Source organism: Acetobacter malorum (assembly GCF_001580615.1).
Classification (GTDB): domain Bacteria; phylum Pseudomonadota; class Alphaproteobacteria; order Acetobacterales; family Acetobacteraceae; genus Acetobacter; species Acetobacter malorum.
The window spans coordinates 33717-54279 of the sequence record NZ_LHZC01000048.1 but is presented as its reverse complement, the minus strand read 5'-3'; the positions used below and the strand labels follow the sequence as shown (position 1 = coordinate 54279).

Below are 20563 nucleotides of genomic sequence, written 5' to 3'. Positions count from 1 at the left end.
CAGCGGAGGAAGGCATGGAGAACGCCCGCAAGCTCCTGCGACTGGCCACCGCGAGATATCAGGCAACCGCTCCAACACCAAGATTGGGCGGTGTGAAAATATCCCCCGAATAGAATTCAGGGGATATTTGCCACATTCAGACACCCAAAGGTTCGGCATCATTAAGGGCAATAGTGTCCTTTAAAGCCTCTCCAACCTGGGACAAGACAGGCCCAAATGATAGTCCGTTTGCACGGAAAATCTTGATTGTTGGATACCACGGCGAGGTTTCGCCTCTGTCTCCCCATCTCCAGCATGCATCCCAGCGGCTGATCATCCATACTGGCACGCCAAGCGCCCCCGCAAGATGCACAACCGAAGTGTCTACAGACACAACCATGTCCAGATTTTTGATCAGAGCGGCAGTGTCAAGCATATCGCCCACATCGCTCATGAGATCGATGACAGGCTGCCCCTTCCACTCTGCAAGGTCTTGCCTGCGGTCACCGAACTGGAGGTTGAACAAATCGGCGTCAAGTGGCGTGAGAGCCGTGATAAGATCGTCGAATGTCACCGACCGCCTCTTGTCAGCGGCCACATCCTTGGCATTTTTTCGGCGATCACCTGACCAGACGATGCCAATGCGAAGCCGCCTCTTATCTGGCACAGCCCCCGTCTTTTCGATCCCCAAATCACAAAGCGCTGAAAAGCGGTCTGTGATTTCATCAGGGACATGAAGGTAAGGGACCTCGCTCTCTTCCCCACGCGCCAAATCATGTTCGGTGATGGCCTTCACGCGAGCGATATAAGGCAGGTCCGGAATAGGACAGCCATAATGATAGACGCGTTCGTCCTCGGAAGACTTGGGGGTGTTGAAATCCGTCATGAGGCGGACATCAACATCAGGGTAAGACGTTTGCATGAGCCTGAATAGTTGGGGCGGTACCGCCAGGACTACCTCCGCCCCCATAGACACAACCCATGGGATATAGCGCACGAACTGGAGTGTATCTCCAAGCCCCTGCTCCTGATAAAAGACAATTCGCTTGCCTTTCAGCTCATCCTCTTCAGTGAGCCGCGGCAAATCAAGAAACCAGTAATTGTTGGTGCTCATACTGGGCGTACGGCGGGAGTAGAGGCGCAGTCCCTCCTGAATCCTACCAGCTTTCAGAAGAGTGATTGCATAGCCGAAAGAAATGTCTGGATGGTAAGGGGATAGGGCAACAGCTTTTTCATAATATGGGAGCGCCTCAGCGGATTGGTTCAGCCGCTGTAAGGCGCACCCCAGATTATTGAGAAGAATGGGAGATGAAGCCCCCACCTTCATCCAGGTGCGAATTACTTCCGCAGCCTCAAGAGGATAGCCAGCCTCCAATAGAGACATGGAAATATGCTCACAAAGAGACATGCCATCTGCGGGCTGCTCAGCGAGATTCTCTTTGTAAATCGACAGAGCTTCACCGACTTTGCCGTCCGCCATCAATGTATCGGCCAGGCTCGTCTTAATGTCCGCCGCCAGCTTCACGAGTTGCGGATTATCCCTTGGCAGCAGGTGAAGGGCTTTGCGAAATAGCGCTGCAGCAATATCGTGTCGAGAGGCAAGACTGCCCATGATCGTAGCTGATGCGAACAGCAGATCCGCCCGGTCGCTTTTCCCTCCGACATTCATGGCCATCCTGACCGCTTCGTCCCCCCTCCCTCTGGAGAAGAGCATTTCGCAGACGAGTATCAGATCCGTGGGGCTAAGATCTTTTGCGGCGGCATCAGCCCGTAGTTTATCGTTCAAGGGCAGAACCTTTCTTGTCTTGGGCCTCGTGAACCCGGCTTCCTCAGATAGGAAAGGATAGCAATCAAAAACTACGGCTCAAGGCCTTTATTCCTTGAACAGCTCCGCAGTGATAGATAGTTTCCATTCAGCAGATTTCCAGCAAGCCTTACTAGCCAGTCAGCACTCAGGGGATAAATTTGGAAAGTTCCAATTCCGCCAACTCCGGCTCACCGCAAAAACCCGAGAGCAAAACGGTAGGTATTGCAGGAAGCATTCCAAATCTTGGGGCAGCAGCTAAGCATCTAAACTTTCTGATTTCCCCCATCAGCCGGGCTGGATGGAAAGTTTTCAAGTTCAAGTCGGTCATGCCGGGGACCGACGTATCCCTCGCCTTGGGCGTGCTCGCACTACTTGCAATTTTCCTTGTCCCCCTTCCTTCATTCATCCTTGATGCCGGACTTTCTGTTTCGATCACCTCATCAGTTTTAATCCTGATGGTTTCGCTGTTTATTGAGAAGCCTACTGAATTCACATCGTTCCCAACACTACTTTTGCTGACCACAATGTTTCGCCTTGCTCTGGAAGTGGCTACGACAAGGCTCATTTTGGGGCGCGGCAGCGAAGGATCTGATGCTGCAGGCCATGTGATTGCGGCATTCGGCAACTTCATGATGGGGAATAATGTCGTTATTGGCGGCATCGTTTTCTGCATCATCCTTATCGTCAACTTCATGGTCATAACGAAAGGCTCCGGGCGCATTGCTGAGGTTTCTGCCAGATTTTATCTGGACGCCATGCCCGGCAAGCAAATGGCTATCGACTCCGATCTTTCTTCAGGTTCCATGAACGAGGCTACAGCCCGAAAAAAACGTAAAGAGCTGGAGGAAGAGAGTGCGTTTTTCGGCTCAATGGATGGTGCTGCAAAATTCGTAAGAAATGATGCTATTGCCGCAATTATTATCACCTCGATAAACATCATTGGCGGCCTTGCTATTGGCGTAATCTACTTCGGAATGCCGGTGGCAGATGCGGCGAGAACCTTCACCACACTGACCATCGGTGATGGCCTGGTCTCGCAAATCCCCGCCCTACTTATCTCCCTTGCTGCCGGGATCGTGGTAACAAAAGGGGGGACAGACGAATCTGCTGACGTGACGCTGTTTAGGCAGCTTGGCAGCAACCCCAAGCCCCTGGCTCTGATGGCAGTCATATCAATGGCATTCGCGCTTTTGCCAGGCCTTCCCGCTTTCCCCTTCATAGCAATTTCCGTCATTTCGGGAGCTGCAGCCTGGACCAAGCGCAATCAGCCCGTGGTCGATAGTGATGGTGATGTCACCGAGTCCATCCCATTAACACCCTCTTCCGTGCCTGTAACGGAACTCCTGAAGGTCGAGGCTATACGGATCGATATGGGCATTGGCCTTACCTCCTTGGCGACCGGCGATCACTCCCCACTAACTGAAAAGATCAAGGCCCTGAGACGTCAGATAGCATCAGAAATGGGTCTGATCATTCCGTCAGTTCGCCTGCTGACCGATATCAAACTCGATGCAGACAGATACGAAATAAAGCTGAAGGAAATCACCGTTGGAGCATGGTCGATGCGGCCAGGGAAGTTCCTGGCCATTCTGCCCATGGGCGCTCAGAATATTGATGGCGTTCCAGGAGAAGAGACCACAGAACCATCCTTCGGACTTCCTGCGCTCTGGATCGATCAGGCCGACAAAGAAAAGGCCATTGCAAAGAGATGCTCCATCATCGACCCTGCTTCCGTCCTCATCACTCATTTGACAGAAGTGCTCAACAACAATCTCAAGGATCTTCTCACATATTCAGAAACTCAAGCTCTTATTGATAATCTGCCTAGATCCGAGCAGAAGCTGGCTAATGATCTAATCCCATCGCAGATCAACCTGATAGTCCTGCAGAGAGTTCTTCAGTCTCTCCTGCAAGACGGCATCTCGATCCGAGATCTCTCGACAATTCTTGAGGGCATCCAGGAAAGTTTGAGCATGAACAAATCCGGCGTGGTCGAAATGACCAGTCATGTCAGGGTAAAGCTTTCCCGCCAGATCTGTGATGGCTACGCCAAGCTAAGCGGGTTTCTCCCAATCGTAACTTTCTCAAGCGGATGGGAATCAATCCTGGCAGAGCAGAGCAAAATTAGTGGAAATGGCGACGAACGGGTCCTCGCGCTCAAGCCTGAGACCATGGATAAACTTTACAAATCTTTGGTCAGATCGATCAACAAGGCCTCAGAGGACGGGAATACGCCTGTCATCCTTACGTCTGATATCAACAGATTGACCGTCAGGATGATTATGGAGCGCTTAAGAGCGAACAAAAGCATGATCCCTGTAATTTCCCAGTCTGAATTATACCTTCCTACACCACGGCAAATTGTGGCAACTGTTGCCTGACATGGATTTTGAGTGTTAAATCCATGGAATTCTCTAGATGTTGTCGATCGAAAAAATACGAGGCTCAAACCATTGCAGGATAACCATGACGCGGCAGCGTGCGCAGACAGTTCCGTTCCTGCGGAGGTGCAGACGCCATTGGAAGCCGCACCATCCAGTGCACCTGTATCTGCGAGGTTAGATGTGGATTTGACCGTCGACAGTTCTCAAAGTCACCACTGTCAGCCTACATCGGACCGAGAGCATCCGGCTGGAGACGGAACAACTGTCAATGCGGGAACTGATGCTCGGATTGCGGCTGCTGAAAAAGTATCAGGGGACCAAAGTGTTGTGCACAGCACGGACACTCATCCCGAAGTGGCTCTTCCCGTCCATAATCTTACTGTCGAAGATATCCTGAAATGGCATTCTCTTCCGAGAGAGCTGATTACAGCCTTGTCAGGCGGGACGCTCGCCTCTGGCCTTGAAAGACTACTCACCTTCGGTGATTTGCCTGTAGCGCCGGGTAAGCCCATCGCCTTCTCTGGGGCATCCGGCTCCGGAAAAACCATGGCGCTGGCCAAATTGGCTGTTCGCCTATCCCAACAGAATGTAGCGGGGCAAAGACCGCCTCTCGTTGTTGCGTGCGACACAACACCCGGAAGCTTTGCCAAACTCGTCACAATCCTTGATCCATACAATGTTCAGGTTATCGACGGAAAAGACCTTCCCAATGAGATTCCTGAAATTCTCAAAAGCAAACGGACGGCCAGTCGGAGAGTCCTCGTGGATCTTCCTGGAGTCTGCATTTACAATCAGACGGCGATGTCTCGGATCTCGGACATTATTCGGGTCCTGAACTCCTCTCTCTGCGTCGTAATCCCCGCAGGAATGGATCCAGAGGAGGCCGCTGACATCGCGTCAGCGATGTCAATGATAGGGGCCAAATATGTGATCGGCAGCCGACTGGAGCAGTCCGGCCGCATTGGTGGCCTGTTAACTGCGGCCGCTTGCGGCCTCACAATGACCTATGGAAGCCATTCAGAACACATAACGAAAGGGTTCTCGCTCTTAACCCCCAACGTGGCAGCCAAGAGGCTTTTAAACCTACCCTCTTGAGATTCTCCCCGCCCCGGAGGGCGGGGTTTCAAGTTGCGTCTAATGCAATCGGTAAGAGCAGGATCACCCGCTCTTTTTTGCTAGAAGCGGTTAGCCCCCAAAACTTCTTACCAGGCCGCCCGCCACCATCTGCCAACCATCAATCATAACGAAGAAAATAAGCTTGAACGGCAATGATATTGTGGCCGGCGGCAGCATCATCATGCCTAAGCTCATGAGTACACTTGATGTGACGATGTCGATGACCAGAAAAGGCAGGTAGATCAGGAAGCCCATTTTGAAGCCACGGCTAATCTCTCCAACCATAAACGCCGGAATCAGGACACGCCATGGGGTGTCTGCCGCAGTTTTTGCAGGCTCGATATTTGCGAGATGATAAAATGTCGTGAGGTCAGCCGGCCTTACATTGTTCACCATGAAGCCTCTAAAGGGCTCCGCAGTGGCTTTAAGCCCATCCATCTCTTCCACCCGGCCATCCATAAGCGGCACAATGCCCTTATCCCACGACTGCTGGAGCGTAGGCTGCATAACGAAAAAACTTAGGAACATGGCCAGCCCAATGAGGACCGTGTTTGGTGGAGTTCCCTGCGCACCTATGGCGCTTCTTAGCAACGACAGCGTGATGATGATCCGGGTGAAGGCCGTAACCATCACCAAGAGGCTGGGAGCCAAGGAGAGAAATGTAAGGAGAGCAGTAAGCTGCACTATTCGGCTGGTTGTTCCAGCCTCTCCTATCCCACCCCCCTTGCCCATATCTAAGGTAATGGATTGGGCAAATGCCGGATGCGCGGCCACCAGCAAAAAGCCAAGAACCCCAGCGGCAGACAAAGCTGCCACTGCACGAAAGTTGGAACGATCAGGAAGCAAGAAGCCTGCAAATTTCATAAAGAGACCTCACCGCTTTTCATCGGGGGTGAAAGATCTTCCATCCCGCTGCATTCGTTAGGCATCCATCCGAGACAGACATCCTCGCCACCGCCGGTAAGGACAACCACCGTGGCTTTTTTTCCAGACGGATCTTTAACCTCAATGGCAGAGACACGTCTTTTTTGGTCCAAAGCTATAGTGTCAAGGATCTTCAGACACTTATCCTTGCCGCCTGAACTGGATGCGCGCTTGGAAATTGCATTTTGTAACCTCTCCGCCACGAATTTGGAGCCAAAAATCATAGCTAGGACAACCAGCAAGGCGATCACAGGAAAAATGTAGCCCCAGGCGGCCCCCATAGCGACGTGCCATGTAAAGGGGGCGGTGCTCGCCTGAACCATGTGCGGCACCACCGCCGCACTGTCACCTGAATTCATCCCGGAATGGATTTCGACATAACTTCTGTCATAGTGACGGCAATACTTTCCCCATCCAAAATGACAATTTCACCGCGGGCAATGACAACCCCATTGGCATAAACATCGACAGATTCGCCGATTTTCTTGTCCAGCTTGATTACGGCACCACGGCCAAGACCAAGAAGTTCACGAACGGGCATTTTTACCTTACCAACGACGGCCATGATCGCCACCGGCACATCAAGGATCGCTTTATTCTCGACCTCTTCCTGTGACATTCCGGGAGGGTAAGGCCTCGCGCCTTTGGCAATGTCATCATCCAAAGATGAAGATCCGAAGTCTTGGAGGTCAACGGGTTTGTTTTCTTCAGCCATATTATCCTCTTGGATATCGTAGTTCTTGTCTAGCAATCAGGATGCTGATGCGGCAGTTTTAACAGTGTCCAGAACTTTCCTCTGAACTTGGTTTACCCAGCTTTCATGGTCAATGCTGATCTTGTTTCTACCCGACATAAAAATAACCTGCCCCTTCTGCAAGTTTTGGTCTGGTAGGATCTCGATATCTCCTTGACCCCTTACAGCCTCACCTAAGGCGCTCTCTTCAAGCGGTGAGACCGCAATGGATATTTTTCCATCACAATCAGATATTAAATCGATAATATCAGAGGCAAGTGATCGCTGAATGGAAGAACAAATCTCTGGCGCGCTTATCAAAGCGCAAACGGTGCCTGTTAGACCATCAACAAAAGTCTGGGACACTTCTTCCAGTATCCTTTTTCCTTTTGACGCCTCTTCTTCCAGGAAAGAAACCACATGGCGAACAACACCAGCCAAAGCCTCGGTTGATTGCTCGGCCGCCTGTTCAAAGCCTTCCTTGTGCCCGTTCGCGTAAGCCTCATGACGAATTTGATCAAGCTCCGCCTTTGTGAAAGAGAATTTTTCTTCCACAGGGAGTTCTGGAGCCAACTCCTCGAAATCGTCATCCAAAGGGCCATCCCGCTCAGAATCACTTGCCGAACGCTGCTCACGAAAGTCCGTGAGTAGCGAAGAGAATGGTTCTCGGGTGCCTGCTGAGGCCTGATTCATACTCATCAATCTACCAGTTCATCATCGGATGAACCTGGGGCCAGATCCACTTCTCCCTCTGATGCCAAATCCTTGATTATGTTGATGATGAAGAACTGCGCCGCTTCAACATCTTTCATTCTCACAGGGCCAAGGTTCGCCACCTCTTCAAGCAGCATAGCCCCGGCTCTCTTGGCCATACATGCAAGGAACAAATCTCGAATTTCCGGCTTAACGCCTTTCAGAGCCAGAGCAAGTTTTGTACGCCCTTCCGGATCTTTATTCACTGCGTTCACCACCCGCATCATATCAGGGTGTGTCAGCCTCTTAATATCGTCGAATGTGAACTTGAGCTTGTTCACTTTTTCCATATCGTCTTGGTCGCGCTCGCCGAGCTTCTCTGTAAGAACGGACTCTGTTTTCCTGTCAAAATTGTTATAAATTTCTGCCACGAACGCGTAGCTATCTCTTTTGGAAGAGCGGCCAAAGGTGCTGACAAGTTCTTTCCTGAGGGTCGTTTCGAGGCAGTCTAGGACGTCTTTGTTCACTGACGTGACATGAAGCATCCTGTAGATCACATCAACAGCAAAGTCCTGCGGGAATAGTGAAATTATCTTGGCCACATGGACGGGTGGGAGATTATTCAGGATGACTGCTACAATTTGCGGCTGTTCGTTCCGAAGATAATTGGAAAGCGTCACTTCGGGCATATTGCTCATCTTGTCCCAAACGCTTCTCCCAGAAGGTCCCCTCAGGTCTTCCATAAGACGTTCGACAACATCGGCCGGCAGCGCCTTTCTTAGGATTTCCTCAGTTGTCTCGTAATTCCCTATAATGCCATCGGAAATCTCGAAGTTCCTGTTGAACTCTTCACATACGGCCTCGACAGTAAGCGCCTTTACAGGACCAAGCTCTGACATGGCAGCAGAGATATCCCTCACTTCATCTTCGTGAAGGGATTTGAAGAGCGGAGCTGATTTCTCCCGCCCAATGGCGAGCATTAAGATCGCCGCTTTCTGCTTGCCGTTTAAATTGCCCAAAATATCAGCTTTTGCGCGCGCTCTGTCGGCGGAATTGGCTTCAGCCAACTGCTCCGTCATCTGGTTCTCTGTCATGACTGCCTTCCCTTACTTATTCGCCGAATTGTTTTTTTGAGGACCAGCAGGCTCTGACAACCACCCTTTAATAATCATGATGCACTCATCATGATTTTCTTCGACATGCTTGGAAACTCTATCCAGCGTCTCTTTGCGCATCTTGCCTTCGACATTGCCGACGGAAACTTCCTCGTCGGCAGCTCTGCCGTGCAGTGCATGAGAGACGATGGCCGCACCTTCCGCCGCGAGTTCAGAGATTACCCCTGCGCCACCCTCTCCTTCTTTGCCTCCTTTGCCCATAGAGCGGAGAATAATGAGGGCTGCCACCACGAACAGTATGATAGGGATAACCCACTTTGCGATGTAGACGAGCATGTCTTTAGTGAAGAAGCTTGTCTCCTCACGCGGGAAGTCAGTGCCACCATCGCTGCGGAACGGCATTGATACAACATTCACCTCATCGCCACGCGCTTTTTCGTACCCAACGGCAGTTTGCGCCAGCGTTGTCAGACGCTTGATCTCCGCGTCATCCAGAGCCTTCCAAACTTCTTTCCCGTCTTTGTCTTTGATAAACTTACCATCAACCATGACGGCCAGACTAATGCGAGATACACGGGGTCTCGTTTGGTTTACGACCCGCGTTCTCTTCCCGACCTCGTAATTATTGGTTTCGTCTGTTTTATCGTCAGTCGAACCCGACTTGTTATTTTGTGAAGCGTTTGCATTCGGTAAGTTGTTACCAACGGATGTGTTGGGGGTCGTTTCAGTGTTGACACTTTTCTCTGTACTGGTCTGCTGAGACCGGAGCACCTGCTGATTGGGATCGTAGGATTCTTCAGTTTCGTGGATTTCATCCGTGTTCATTGTGACGGCGGCCTTCGCGCGCACATGTCCACTTCCCAGTGTTGGGATAAGCATCTCCTCGACGGCCTGGGCTAGTCGCTGTTCTTCTGCGTGTCGCTGCTTTTCAAGGGACGTCTCCTGGCCTGCTAGGCTGTCAGGATCTCCGGGCTTTGCCAACACATCTCCGCGTGTGTCCACAATCGATATATTATGCGACTGCAGGCCAGGGACTGCTGCAGCAACAAGGTTGAGTATGGCCTGTATGGCTTCCTCAGATGCTGCCCCAGAGCGCCCAACATCCAACACTACACTTGCCTGTGAAGGATTGGTTTGAGTGGCGAAGAGATCTCTATGCGGAAGAACCAGATGCACTCGTACGTTGCGGACACCGTGAAGAAGGCGAATGGAACGCTCCAATTCACCTTCCATAGCACGTGTCTGATCTATTCCCTGCTCGAACTGGGTGCTCGTCAGTGTTCCGCTTTTGTCGAAAAGTTCATACCCAACAACACCACCACTCGGCAGCTTGTCTTTCGCAAGGAGAAGCCTTGCGCTGGCAACTTTATCCTTAGGGACATAAATACTTCTTCCATCATCGCTGGAAGTAGAGGGGATATGAGCCTTTGTGAGATCCTCGACCATCTCCGAGGCTTCATTCAGGTCGAGCTCGCCATAAAGAAGAGACATCGGGGCAGAACCACCCCGAATGGCGATAACGCCAATGGCAACGAGCAGAAGGACGCCCACCGCGCCAAGTGCTATGAGCTTCGTCCGTCCAAGGCCTTTTAGGCCGGCAATAATCTTCTGCATAAGGAGACTGTCTACCCGCTGCTAACTGCTAAATTCCAATCACAGAAAATCGCCATGATTGTATACTGTGACGTATCATCTGAACGCTTGTCGCTACCTTCGCGCACCAAGCAATAATACGGACGAAAACCCCGCAATGAAGGACAAAAGGCCTTCTCGCCAAAAAAAGCTGTAGGCGCGCTCATCCATCTTACGGAGGAGAATACTGAGAAGTTGGCGGAATCTGATCCACAGACATGTTCAGCCGTCTCGCATTCTGATCTTGCGTCAAACCTCTTGGCCCTTGGTATGTCTCTTTGGCCATGTTCGGCGTCAAATCAGGTCTGGCCCAGCAATCAACACCATTCCAGCTTTGAGTGCAGTAAGGCTGTGGCTGAGGGGGGCGCTCAACGGGCGCGCACCAATCTTCCCCTTGCGCCAGATAACCAGAATTACATTCGCGGCCAGTTATTTTCCGGGCTATCATATCAGGGGAACATGCAGACACAGAGAGCATCGCCAGCATCAGCGCACTCGCACTCACAACATGAAGTTTGTTCTTCATCTAAAAGGGAAACCTCACTGTCTGGAAGGTATTAACGGAGCTATTTGAGGCATTTGACCTTTTTTGGGAAAGGCTTTTTCGCTTGAAGACCCGCTGTGAGAGGGGAATGTCCTTACGCCGACCAAAAATTGAGAAATCAAGTTAACCCGATCGGGGGACATGTTGGCCATTATGGCGGACAAGTGTCGAGTGTCCATTTGGCTGGCAATACCCACAAGGATATGCGTATCCATAACATCAAAGATAGCAGCCGCCTGCCTCGGCGGCATTGCCTGATAGATCCCAACCAATCTTCCGGCTGCGTCCTTATCAATCATTTCCCTTGGAGGCTGATCTTTAGCGAGAGCATCAGAGGAAAGATGGAAGTCCCGCATTTTCGCTTGTAACGCCTGCTTCGCGGCATCCAAAATTCTCTTTCTTTCAGACAGACTTTGAGACGTAGGGTCGTCTATGCCATCCAATGCTGGTGGCGTAACTACTGGTTTTTGAGCGGGATCGCCACGCTCCTCACCGAATGGATCTGCTATCTTAGGTGCGGGAAGGACGGACCCCGGATAGAGCGGAGCAGCCGCGCAAGAAGCCCCCATACATGATGACCCAAGCCAAAGGGACAATACGCCACAGCCGAGCCATTTCAGCCCCAACCCTTGATTGCGCCCCACCCCAAAATTCCCAGATACAGACCATTCTGACATTTTCGATGTCTTACCATAAAAATGAGGCGGAATCTCAAAAAAAACCCGCCAATTTTGACATTGGCGGGCGGAGAACTAGCGCTAACCAGCACTAATAAGTCGATGTTAACCTTCGCCACCCACCTTGATAGCTTCCTCCTCCGGCTCTGCCTTTTTGGTCGGGGAAGGCGATGAGGAAGGCTTTTCCTGTGCGGACGGCGCTGCGCGGACGGGAGCTTCTACCACCGGGGCCGCAGGGGATACATCACCCAAGGAAACATTGGTGACGTTAAAAACCACATCGCCTTCAAGGCGAGCCTTCTCATCGATTGCAACGCCGACATCGCCCTGCATCCCGATAGTCGCATCCTGACAAAATGAACCTGCTGCGGCCACAAAGGTATTTGCGAAGGTTTTTGTGTCAGACATCTTACCTTGGAGCACAAATGCACCAACACGAACTTCGGATCGCGTAAGACTGCCATTTTCCGTGATGACGACGCTGTTAGCCCGGATCTTTGCGTCCCGCACATGCCCTGAAATGACAAGGCAACCTTCCACTTCCCCGGTCATTCCGGAAATTTCAAGACCCATGGGAATCTCGTAACGCGTCTCGCTCATATTTTTCGCCCTGTTCAAAAAAACAAACCGCACAAATCATCGCAAATGAGAAATGCAGGTTATATAGCAAGGATAATTAGTCCGACGATCTGTCCTGTCAAGTTTGCTGTAGCCTTTTTTTAATAATTTATCCTTGTCTAGAAAGGCAGCACACCATCAATGATCTGCTGCCCATACCTCGACTCCTGAAGCCGCGATAGCTGGCCTCTGCCGCCATATGAGATCCGAGCCTCAGCAATACGATCGTGCGTAACAACATTGTCTTCAGAGATATCCTGAGGACGCACCACGCCACTAATCATAATCTGACGAAGCTCACCGTTAACTCTCACTTCCTGTCGGGCCACTATTACGAAATTCCCGTTAGGCAGGACCTGGGTAATCGTGCCCCCCAGTGTCAACGTCACAGCATCAATGCGCCTAATTGAACCCGTGGCCGCATTCGCGCTGGAACTGCTCGTATTCAGTGCATCTGAATTCGTTAAATGTGAGAGCGCCTTCCCATGAAATCCGAGGAGACTGGGGATTCCAAAATCTTCCGATCCACTGCCGCTTGCCGTGGTGTTATTGGTGACGTTTGCGTTGTCGGCGACTTCCACTTTGATCGTAATAAGATCACCAACCTGCGAAGCCCTCTGATCCTTGAAGAACGCCTGGCTTCCCGGCCGCCATAAACTGCCAGCCTCGGTCGGAGGGGCCTGCAGAGGAGGCATCGGCATTGTGACTGGTCGATATTCGGGAGCCATAGTCGGATCTGATGTCTGGGTCATCCTGGGCGGGTGACCGATTTCGCTCATGGTCGACATCCCGGCCGTGCAGCCAGTCAATGCGCTTAGGGCGAGACATGCCGCAATTTTCAGAACGTTCATGCGAATCAACAGCCTCATTTACCTTCTACCAGCAGTGCAGAGACACCCAGCTTTTTTGCTTCACTTGAATCTGAGGAAATAGCCGTGGAGGCAGCATCAACAGTGACTTCCCCTGCCCCGCTGACTCTCCCATAGACGATCATCTTGCTTCCGAGATTCAGGGCGTGGACGAATTGAGATTTCCCCCCCTCCTCCAAGGCCCGACCTGTTGCTGCAAGGTGTATCCCCGGAGAACTGAAGGAGATCAGAACCGGGTCTCCGCGATGCACAAGCAAGGTCTTCCGGAGGTCACTGCTTAATACCGGCGTTCCCTCCGCCACAGGGTGAGAGAGGGCCATGCCCACAACATCATCTGGCGGCGGAACTGATCCTGGCACAAGGTTCCCAGAATAGGATTGATCAACATGCACGTCCCCATCCGCAATGATGTATCCAGCAGGGAAAGCTGAATTGTAAACCATTACAGGCTGCGCAATCTGCACCTCACCCTTTATCTGGACAGTGTCCTCTGCTTCAACGCCGGTAGGGTGCGACCTGTACGCTGTGGCGAAAAATTTTCCCGTCTTTTTGTCCCAGTTTACATCAGAAAGCACAAACGGCTCTTTATCGTCAGATGGGACGGTTATCGGCTTGAAGTTCCCGACAGATACGACTGCGCCCTCGCCAGAACCCCCAAGGCCACGCTTCACGAGGGAGGCTATATAATCACGCCCAACAACGTGCCCCGAGCGGGTCAGAGTAAGCATCACGGATGACGACTGGTCTTCCCAGTCCACACCATATTGATCGGCGATCGCGATAAGCTGATAGCCGCCTATCTGGATTGACTTACCCGGCGCAGGAGCAGGCCCCAACACACGGTTCTGTCCTGCTTCCAGTCCATCAAAGATATCGGAGAGAGAAACAGTTGGTGCAGAGATGTCTCCTGACGGACGCAGCGTGGCAGCCACAGCCGAATGGGCAGCCACCACCCCGCCAAGCATGCAGGCGATGGCTGCAGAGAGATATATCTTGCCGTAGGACGGCTTCTTGTCTGTCATTTTTACCTTAGGTCTGTTTGGTCAGCGTCTGAAGCATTTCATCAGAAGCGGTGATGGTCTTACTGTTCATATCATACGCACGCTGTGCCGTAATAAGATCCGTGATTTCCGTAACAGCATTAACCGCGGACTCTTCGACAAAACCCTGACGCAGATCACCAAATCCTGTGCTTTGTGGCGTGCCGACATTCGGATCACCTGAAGCCGTCGTCTCAGTGAACAGGTTCTGCCCCATGGCGGCCAGGCCATTTTCATTTTGGAAGGTAGTCAACTGCAACTGACCGGCGACCTGGGACGTGGTCTGCCCTGAGACCGTATACTGAACCTGCCCAGTCTGATCGACAGTAATATTTTCCGCGTTATTGGGAAGAGTGATATTCGGAACGACAGGATATCCGTCGGCCGTTACGATAGCGCCCGTTTCCGAAAGGGAGAAAGTCCCGTCTCTGGTGTAGGCATACTCCCCGCTTGGCAACAACACGCGAAAATAGCCACGCCCTTCAATAGCAAGATCGAGTGAATTGCTTGTCTGTGAGAGCGAGCCTTGCTCATTAATACGATAAATTGCAGCCGTTCTTACACCAAGCCCGACCTGCGCACCGGCAGGGACACGATATCCCGTATCCGAACTCATTGTGCCCACGCGCCGCTGATCCTGATACATCAGATCCTGGAACTCAGCACGCCGCCGCTTGTATGCCGTCGTCGTCATGTTGGCAATGTTGTGAGAGATAGTTTCCACATTGACAGTTTGAGCTTGCATGCCCGTGGCTGCGATATCGAGAGACCGCATCATATGCGCAGAATTCCTTCCGGATTGCCCACGCCCGGTTCTTCGGTCGTACGGCGTCTTATCGAAACAATTGGTTGAAAGCTAAGGAGTAGCATTTTTCTTAGCAAGACGTTTTTCTTACATGGATATTAATTTGTTTTAAATCATAAGGTTAGGTGGCTGATATAAAAAAACATTCAAAGTCGAGACCTCTATCCTTACACTTAGCAAGATCAAAATAACCATCGGACCAACCAGCCGGAGCGCCGCGTGGACAACACCAGTTATCTTTCTCTTTCTCGCATCGATGGCCTTACCAGAGCACTGGACGTCACAGCGAACAACCTCGCTAATGCCAGCACTGATGGCTTCAAAGAGTCTCGTGTTCAGTTTGCCGACTACCTTTCAAAACAAAAAGGCACCCAAGGCGCCGCAGGTGAGAAACAACTCCAGTACAGCCAAGATCGTGCGACTTATCATAATTTTGATCAGGGCGCGCTGAGACAGACCGGCAATACTCTAGATCTCGGCCTGAATGGCGAAGGCTATTTCACCGTAAGAACAAAGAACGGAATACGTCTCACCCGGAATGGGCAATTCCTCAGATCAGATGACGGCACCATTACTGACAGCGCTGGCAACCCCCTATTGGATCAGGAAGGCCGCAACATCAGGATGGATCCAGAAGAAGTCATGGAACCTCTCTCCATTTCTTCGGGTGGAATTATCTCCACGAACCGCAATGGTGCGCTTGCGCAAATAGCGGTCGTTAACGTCGAGAATCAAAACACCCTGAAGGCGGAGGGGAGTGATCTCTATAACCCGACCACTCCGACGACGGCGGTGGCAAGCCCGGAAATCCGTCAGGGAATGCTTGAAGCCAGCAACGTGAATGCGGTGCAGGAAACGACCGAAATGATCAGAATACAACGCGCCTATGATCTGAATTTCCAGGTCGTTCAAACTGAATCAACCAGGCAGCTAGACGCTATCAGCAAGATAACTTCAGAGCCGAACGTCTAATTCCCCTCCGTCCGTTAACCTCTTTGTAGCAATCTTCTCTTACACAAGAATGACCACGCAAGGTTTGTTTCATCTTTGCCTTACGTGAAGGCAGAGCAGTTCATGTGAACTGGACATAATTTGAGGACGTTACGATGGGCCTGAATGCTTCACTATCCATTGCCAACAGCGGACTGCACAGTATCGAATCTCAGCTTGCTGTGGCATCGGAGAATGTGTCGAATTCCGGCACGCCCGGATACGTCCAGGAAACTGCAGTGGTTAATTCTGCCGTAACTGGAGGGGTCGGAGCTGGGGTCAGAAATGGCAATACAGCTCTCTCTGTATCCCCCTTCCTTCAGAAAGCCCTATACACGCAGAATGCGGAGGTGTCGGGCCTGACGGTGGAGAGCAATTCACTGGCAAGCCTTTCCGCCGTCCAGGGAACAACCACATCATCGTCTGACAGCTCAGGCACAGATTCCACCGCAAACACACTGACTGATCTCCTTCAGAACGTGTCGAGCGCGTTGACTTCGCTAACAGCTACGCCCGACCAAAGCGCCTCTCAGGCGTCCGTCGTCTCTTATGCGCAGTCATTGACCGACAACATCCACACACTGGCCAGCGTGTATCAAACACAGAGGCAATCGGCTGAGGATAGCATTGGCACAGCCGTTTCTGGTGTAAACACGGACCTTACCTCAATCGGCCAGATCTCTCAGAAAATTATGGCAGTTAAAGCCGGTGGTGGGGATACCGCGTCTCTCGAAAACCAGAGATACGAGGCCATGAATGATCTGTCCAGCAAGCTCGGGGTCCAATACACCGAGAAGTCAAATGGAGATATGGTTGTTCGAACACAGGATGGCACCATCATCCCTACTCGGCCAGATCAGATCAATCAGAACGATTCAACTCAGAAACTTCCAAGCTCCACGTGGCCACTTATCACGTCATCTGAGAACATCAGCAGCAGCATGTATTATAAGGCAGGAGATGCGCAGTCCATTCCTGGGATTATGCTGGGCGATAAAGATATTACCAGTCACCTGACTGGAGGCACGCTTGGGGCAAACATCACGCTCCGTGATGAAACCTACCCCAAAATGCAGGCTCAACTAGATTCCTTCTCTTATACCCTGATAAATCGCTTCAGTAGCGCCGGCCTCCCCCTCTTCACCAATGGCACATCCTCCCCACTCTCAGGCGACACCCAGAAAACCACGCCTAACGGAATTGTCGGCCTTTCATCGGCCATTTCAGTCAACGCGACTTACGCCGCCAAGCCTTCTCTACTGACGACGGATGCAAGCGGGAACACTGGTGTCACCTCAACCATAACCAGCGCATTACAGAACGCTTTCGGGACTTCGACTGACGACACAACAGGTGCAATGTCCTCACCGACGTCAAAGCTCGGCCCCGACGGAGGAATCTCGATCAGCTACTCAGGCTCGCAAGGACTTAGTGAACTGGCAACTTCCCTGACGACTGATCAGGCCAGTGTGATTGCCAATGCGAGTTCAAACCTGACGTCGGCCACATCCATGAAAACAACCTTATCGACAAAAGTGGCCAACGTCTCCTCCGTCGATGTGAACAGTCAGATGGCTGACGTGGTTACGCTTCAGAACGCATACACTGCCAACGCGAAAGTCGTTTCAGCAGTGCAGTCGATGTTCAGTGCACTGCTTGGCGCGATCAATTAAAACAAGTCGAAATATCTCAGGGAAATAAGCAATGACCGGCTCGATAGGTTCTTACGGCGCATCGGGGGCGTCTGTTATCCTGACATCAGGCATTAAATCAATCACAGACGCGCAGACAGCAATTGCCTGGGAGGTCTCGGAGGGCACGACTTCACAGACAATTGCCGGACTGGGAGACTCTGCTCATGAGGCCGTCTCGCTAAGCCCTAAAATTGGTCAGATTAGCGCCGTACAGGGCAACCTATCGTCCGCGCAGGGGCGCCTGTCGAGCACGTCTACCGCTCTGAACCAAATCGTGAAGATCGCACAAGGGCTTTCCACACAGGCTCTGTCCACAGAAGAAACTCAAAGCGGAGATAGCACAAGCTTTTCCACCCTATCTGACGAGGCACAGTCGGCTCTGACACAGCTCGGAACCATTCTGAACTCCACCGATGGCAACGGTTATATTTTCTCTGGCTCCAACTCTTCAGATAAGACCGTCCCAGACCCATCCGGCCTGAGTTCCGGAGCGCTGGCGGCCAAGATATCCTCTTTGGTCTCCGGACTGACAGATGACAACCTATCTGACGTTATCTCAGGGGCCACAGACGCAGCCGCTGACAATTCAGCAGGAACCAGCGTCTTTGCAGGGAGCCTTTCAGTAAGCGGATCGAGTGCTGCGGATCTGACGAAGTCCGTAGTGACCGGGACTGATGGTAGCACCACCCAAATCGGGGTCGTGGCCACACAAGGCGGAACAAAAACTTCAGATTCCACAGGATCGCCAATCAGAGATCTGGTGCGTGACCTCATGATCCTTTCCTCAACCAAAGGAATGACATCATCCACTCCTGGAGCTAACCAACTTCTCCAAAATCTCCATACGTCACTCACCACTACAGCCAACAAGGTGATTGACATGACGACTGGCGTGGGCGTCACCCAAAACAGCCTCACGAGCAGATCAACCACCCTCTCCAGTGCCCAGCTCATGATGAAAGAGCAGATGACAACGAATATCGGGGCCGATCTTGCGACGGTGTCTTCTCAGTCAAATACTCTCCAGGCCAGCCTCAAAGCCACCTTTATGCTTATCACAGATATGAAGGGCATGACATTAGCCAACTATCTTTGATTGTAAGGGTCTTTGGTCGGGCGGCCTATTGCTCATTTGGGGGGCTACAGCCCATCCCACGCCCCCTAGATCCCGGATTACATTCCCATTAAACCTTGCCCCTCAAGGTCGAATTTAACTCTTCCATTGAGAACGAAGAGAATATCCTTTAACACCTAAGGAAAATTCACGGGGCAAGGCGTAATGAGCGAAAGCATTTCCACACCAGAGGTTGACGACGAAACCACCTCCCCTCCCCTTTCTCAAAAAGGGAAGTCCAAAAAAAAGCTTATCATTCTTCTTGGCGCAGTAGTCCTTCTGGGGGCCGGGGGCTATGTAGGTTGGTCGAAAAACCTTCTTCCGCTGGCAGGTCTGAAGAAAGAAGCAACCAAGGACGAGAAGGCTGCGCACGCAGCCCTTACTCCCCCAGTTGTATTGAGTATTCCCTCCGCGACTGCCAATCTTGACAACGGCAATGGTCGGGTCGTTTACGTCAAAATGAGCGCCTCCGTTGAAATTTCAGGCACGCAGAACAGTCCGGAACTGCAATCTCGCATTCCGGAAATTGAGGATATATTCCAGACATACCTGCATGAGACACGGCCTCAGGATCTTCGTGGGAACGGGTTTTACAGGTTGCGTGAATCACTGCTGCGGCGACTGAGAGCGGATCTGTCCCCTTTAAACGTCACGAACCTTTATATCACCGAATTCCTCACGCAGTGACTGGAACGATTTCACGATGGCTGATTTGAAAGACAATATGGAAAATGGTGAGCCGGACGGCGTGGAAGGCAACGTCCTTGACCAGGACAGTATCGACAATATGTTCGGGGGGGCATTTGACGGCCCGGCGCTGCCAGAAGAAAGTGGCCTGGAGCGCATGGCTAAGGCAGGTTTCGTTGCTTATCCGCGCCTGCCGATGCTCGATAGTATTTTCGATCGCCTGACACGCCTTCTCTCCGTAAGTTTGCGCGGGTACACCAGCGACACTGTCGACGTGACAATCGATAGTAAGAATTCAATGCGGTTCGGGGACTTCATGGAGAGGGTCCCCTCTTCATCCATGTTCGCCATATTCAGTGCTGAACAGTGGGAGAGCTACGGGCTTATCGTAATTGATTCCGCTCTTTCCTATGCGCTTGTCGACGTCATCCTGGGGGGGCAAAACGGATCAAAGGTATCCGCAAAAGTTCCAGAGAACCGACCGCACACTCAGATAGAAAAAGATCTGATTGAAAAAATTCTGAACGTCACACTCCAAGATTTTTCGGAAGCATTTTCCCAGGTCTGCGAGATCGACTTTAAGCTTGAACGAATGGAAATCAGCTCAAGCTTTGCTGGGATTGCTAGGCACTCGAATGCGGCAATCATTACCAGATACCACATCGACTTATCGCCAGAGCGGCGCGGAAATCTGGATATCGTTTTCCCTTATTCCTCTCTGGACTCAGTTCAGGGCAAACTATCTCAGCAGTTCATGGGGGAAAGCTTCGGAAAAGACACGATCTGGGAAGATCATCTAGTCTCTAAAATCAAGGCAACCGACATAATTGTCGATGCTATTTTCAAAGAAAAAGATTTCCCTCTTGGCGAAATCATGAATCTCAAAAAAGGCTCGACCCTTGTCTTCCCCCACACTGCCGGGACTCCCTTCCGGGTGCGCTTGCAGTGTGACAACACTCCGCTGTTTGAAGGAGAAATGGGAAAAGACGGCAGCCAAATGGCTGTTAAGGTCACCGAACGGCTCATCCCACCCGAAGACGCCCTTCTCTCCGCGGAAGATTTCTCAAGCATAGGCTTAGCTCCGGGCGACGCCCCCTCCATGAAGAACACTGTACCGCCTTCTTCAAACAACCCCTCATAAG

At 51.6% G+C, this 20563-nt stretch carries 19 protein-coding genes; 7 read left to right on the top strand and 12 right to left on the bottom strand.

What is annotated here, in order from left to right; translation table 11 throughout:
- Positions 1-136: 136 nt before the first annotated feature.
- Positions 137-1648: a tetratricopeptide repeat protein gene (locus tag AD930_RS07640; RefSeq protein ID WP_244150527.1), complete on the bottom strand. Its 1512-nt coding sequence runs from the start codon at positions 1646-1648 to the stop codon at positions 137-139.
- A 296-nt stretch (positions 1649-1944) separates the two neighbouring features.
- On the opposite strand from AD930_RS07640, the gene AD930_RS07635 reads away from it, so the two are divergent.
- Together AD930_RS07635 and AD930_RS07630 are read left to right on the top strand one after the other, a co-directional pair.
- Complete coding sequence (locus tag AD930_RS07635; protein WP_244150526.1) at positions 1945-4167, top strand: flagellar biosynthesis protein FlhA; 2223 nt, start codon at positions 1945-1947, stop codon at positions 4165-4167.
- A 330-nt stretch (positions 4168-4497) separates the two neighbouring features.
- The gene (locus tag AD930_RS07630) at positions 4498-5265 is read left to right on the top strand and encodes a P-loop NTPase family protein (RefSeq protein WP_061505739.1); all 768 of its coding nucleotides are present in this window, start codon (positions 4498-4500) and stop codon (positions 5263-5265) included.
- Between the two features lie 90 nt (positions 5266-5355).
- Here AD930_RS07630 and fliP read toward each other — a convergent pair whose 3' ends face one another.
- The 11 genes from fliP to flgG form a co-directional block, all read right to left on the bottom strand.
- On the bottom strand, positions 5356-6150 hold the full coding sequence (fliP, locus tag AD930_RS07625; protein WP_082781756.1) for a flagellar type III secretion system pore protein FliP: 795 nt from the start codon (positions 6148-6150) through the stop codon (positions 5356-5358).
- Positions 6147-6569: a hypothetical protein gene (locus AD930_RS07620; protein WP_061505738.1), complete on the bottom strand. Its 423-nt coding sequence runs from the start codon at positions 6567-6569 to the stop codon at positions 6147-6149. The genes fliP and AD930_RS07620 overlap by 4 nt, the downstream gene beginning before the upstream one ends.
- A complete protein-coding gene (locus tag AD930_RS07615; protein ID WP_061505737.1) occupies positions 6566-6925 on the bottom strand; it encodes a FliM/FliN family flagellar motor switch protein in 360 nt (119 codons plus the stop codon). The genes AD930_RS07620 and AD930_RS07615 overlap by 4 nt, the downstream gene beginning before the upstream one ends.
- Positions 6926-6961: 36 nt before the next feature.
- Positions 6962-7642 carry a FliH/SctL family protein gene (locus AD930_RS07610; RefSeq protein ID WP_061505736.1) on the bottom strand — a complete coding sequence of 227 codons (681 nt, stop codon included), beginning with the start codon at positions 7640-7642 and terminating at the stop codon, positions 6962-6964.
- Positions 7642-8730: a flagellar motor switch protein FliG gene (locus tag AD930_RS07605; protein ID WP_244150525.1), complete on the bottom strand. Its 1089-nt coding sequence runs from the start codon at positions 8728-8730 to the stop codon at positions 7642-7644. Before AD930_RS07605 ends, AD930_RS07610 begins: the two co-directional genes overlap by 1 nt.
- Before the next feature lie 12 nt (positions 8731-8742).
- Positions 8743-10365, bottom strand: coding sequence for a flagellar basal-body MS-ring/collar protein FliF (gene fliF, locus AD930_RS07600; protein WP_061505735.1), 1623 nt, complete (start codon positions 10363-10365; stop codon positions 8743-8745).
- Positions 10366-10923: 558 nt separating this feature from the next.
- Positions 10924-11604 (bottom strand): MotE family protein, encoded by a 681-nt coding sequence (locus AD930_RS07595; RefSeq protein ID WP_156476924.1) that lies wholly within the window; start codon positions 11602-11604, stop codon positions 10924-10926.
- Positions 11605-11709: 105 nt separating this feature from the next.
- Positions 11710-12204 (bottom strand): hypothetical protein, encoded by a 495-nt coding sequence (locus tag AD930_RS07590; RefSeq protein WP_061505733.1) that lies wholly within the window; start codon positions 12202-12204, stop codon positions 11710-11712.
- A 137-nt stretch (positions 12205-12341) separates the two neighbouring features.
- Positions 12342-13073, bottom strand: coding sequence for a flagellar basal body L-ring protein FlgH (flgH, locus tag AD930_RS07585; protein ID WP_244150524.1), 732 nt, complete (start codon positions 13071-13073; stop codon positions 12342-12344).
- Between the two features lie 14 nt (positions 13074-13087).
- Positions 13088-14113: a flagellar basal body P-ring formation chaperone FlgA gene (gene flgA / locus AD930_RS07580; protein WP_061505731.1), complete on the bottom strand. Its 1026-nt coding sequence runs from the start codon at positions 14111-14113 to the stop codon at positions 13088-13090.
- Between the two features lie 7 nt (positions 14114-14120).
- Positions 14121-14906 (bottom strand): flagellar basal-body rod protein FlgG, encoded by a 786-nt coding sequence (gene flgG / locus AD930_RS07575; RefSeq protein ID WP_061505823.1) that lies wholly within the window; start codon positions 14904-14906, stop codon positions 14121-14123.
- 249 nt (positions 14907-15155) lie between these two features.
- Between flgG and flgF the strand changes: the two genes are divergently transcribed.
- From flgF to AD930_RS07550, 5 genes are all read left to right on the top strand, one after another.
- Positions 15156-15908 carry a flagellar basal-body rod protein FlgF gene (gene flgF / locus AD930_RS07570; RefSeq protein ID WP_061505730.1) on the top strand — a complete coding sequence of 251 codons (753 nt, stop codon included), beginning with the start codon at positions 15156-15158 and terminating at the stop codon, positions 15906-15908.
- Positions 15909-16042: 134 nt separating this feature from the next.
- Positions 16043-17599 (top strand): flagellar hook-associated protein FlgK, encoded by a 1557-nt coding sequence (gene flgK / locus AD930_RS07565; RefSeq protein ID WP_061505729.1) that lies wholly within the window; start codon positions 16043-16045, stop codon positions 17597-17599.
- Between the two features lie 31 nt (positions 17600-17630).
- Positions 17631-18716 (top strand): flagellin N-terminal helical domain-containing protein, encoded by a 1086-nt coding sequence (locus tag AD930_RS07560; protein WP_061505728.1) that lies wholly within the window; start codon positions 17631-17633, stop codon positions 18714-18716.
- A 183-nt stretch (positions 18717-18899) separates the two neighbouring features.
- Positions 18900-19421, top strand: a complete 522-nt coding sequence (locus tag AD930_RS07555; RefSeq protein ID WP_061505727.1) for a flagellar basal body-associated FliL family protein — start codon at positions 18900-18902, stop codon at positions 19419-19421.
- A 16-nt stretch (positions 19422-19437) separates the two neighbouring features.
- The gene (locus AD930_RS07550; protein ID WP_061505726.1) at positions 19438-20562 is read left to right on the top strand and encodes a FliM/FliN family flagellar motor switch protein; all 1125 of its coding nucleotides are present in this window, start codon (positions 19438-19440) and stop codon (positions 20560-20562) included.
- The last annotated feature ends 1 nt before the right edge of the window (position 20563 follow it).

Bases quoted from the DNA above. Each gene is read 5' to 3' on its own strand.
- AD930_RS07560 (WP_061505728.1), top strand. From the start codon at position 17,631: ATGACCGGCTCGATAGGTTCTTACGGCGCATCGGGGGCGTCTGTTATC.
- AD930_RS07620 (WP_061505738.1), bottom strand. From the start codon at position 6,569: ATGAATTCAGGTGACAGTGCGGCGGTGGTGCCGCACATGGTTCAGGCG.
- flgH (WP_244150524.1), bottom strand. From the start codon at position 13,073: ATGAACGTTCTGAAAATTGCGGCATGTCTCGCCCTAAGCGCATTGACT.
- flgA (WP_061505731.1), bottom strand. From the start codon at position 14,113: ATGACAGACAAGAAGCCGTCCTACGGCAAGATATATCTCTCTGCAGCC.
- flgK (WP_061505729.1), top strand. From the start codon at position 16,043: ATGGGCCTGAATGCTTCACTATCCATTGCCAACAGCGGACTGCACAGT.
- AD930_RS07555 (WP_061505727.1), top strand. From the start codon at position 18,900: ATGAGCGAAAGCATTTCCACACCAGAGGTTGACGACGAAACCACCTCC.
- AD930_RS07595 (WP_156476924.1), bottom strand. From the start codon at position 11,604: ATGTCAGAATGGTCTGTATCTGGGAATTTTGGGGTGGGGCGCAATCAA.
- AD930_RS07590 (WP_061505733.1), bottom strand. From the start codon at position 12,204: ATGAGCGAGACGCGTTACGAGATTCCCATGGGTCTTGAAATTTCCGGA.
- flgG (WP_061505823.1), bottom strand. From the start codon at position 14,906: ATGCGGTCTCTCGATATCGCAGCCACGGGCATGCAAGCTCAAACTGTC.
- AD930_RS07605 (WP_244150525.1), bottom strand. From the start codon at position 8,730: ATGACAGAGAACCAGATGACGGAGCAGTTGGCTGAAGCCAATTCCGCC.
- fliF (WP_061505735.1), bottom strand. From the start codon at position 10,365: ATGCAGAAGATTATTGCCGGCCTAAAAGGCCTTGGACGGACGAAGCTC.
- AD930_RS07640 (WP_244150527.1), bottom strand. From the start codon at position 1,648: ATGAATGTCGGAGGGAAAAGCGACCGGGCGGATCTGCTGTTCGCATCA.
- AD930_RS07615 (WP_061505737.1), bottom strand. From the start codon at position 6,925: ATGGCTGAAGAAAACAAACCCGTTGACCTCCAAGACTTCGGATCTTCA.
- fliP (WP_082781756.1), bottom strand. From the start codon at position 6,150: ATGAAATTTGCAGGCTTCTTGCTTCCTGATCGTTCCAACTTTCGTGCA.
- AD930_RS07610 (WP_061505736.1), bottom strand. From the start codon at position 7,642: ATGAGTATGAATCAGGCCTCAGCAGGCACCCGAGAACCATTCTCTTCG.
- AD930_RS07550 (WP_061505726.1), top strand. From the start codon at position 19,438: ATGGCTGATTTGAAAGACAATATGGAAAATGGTGAGCCGGACGGCGTG.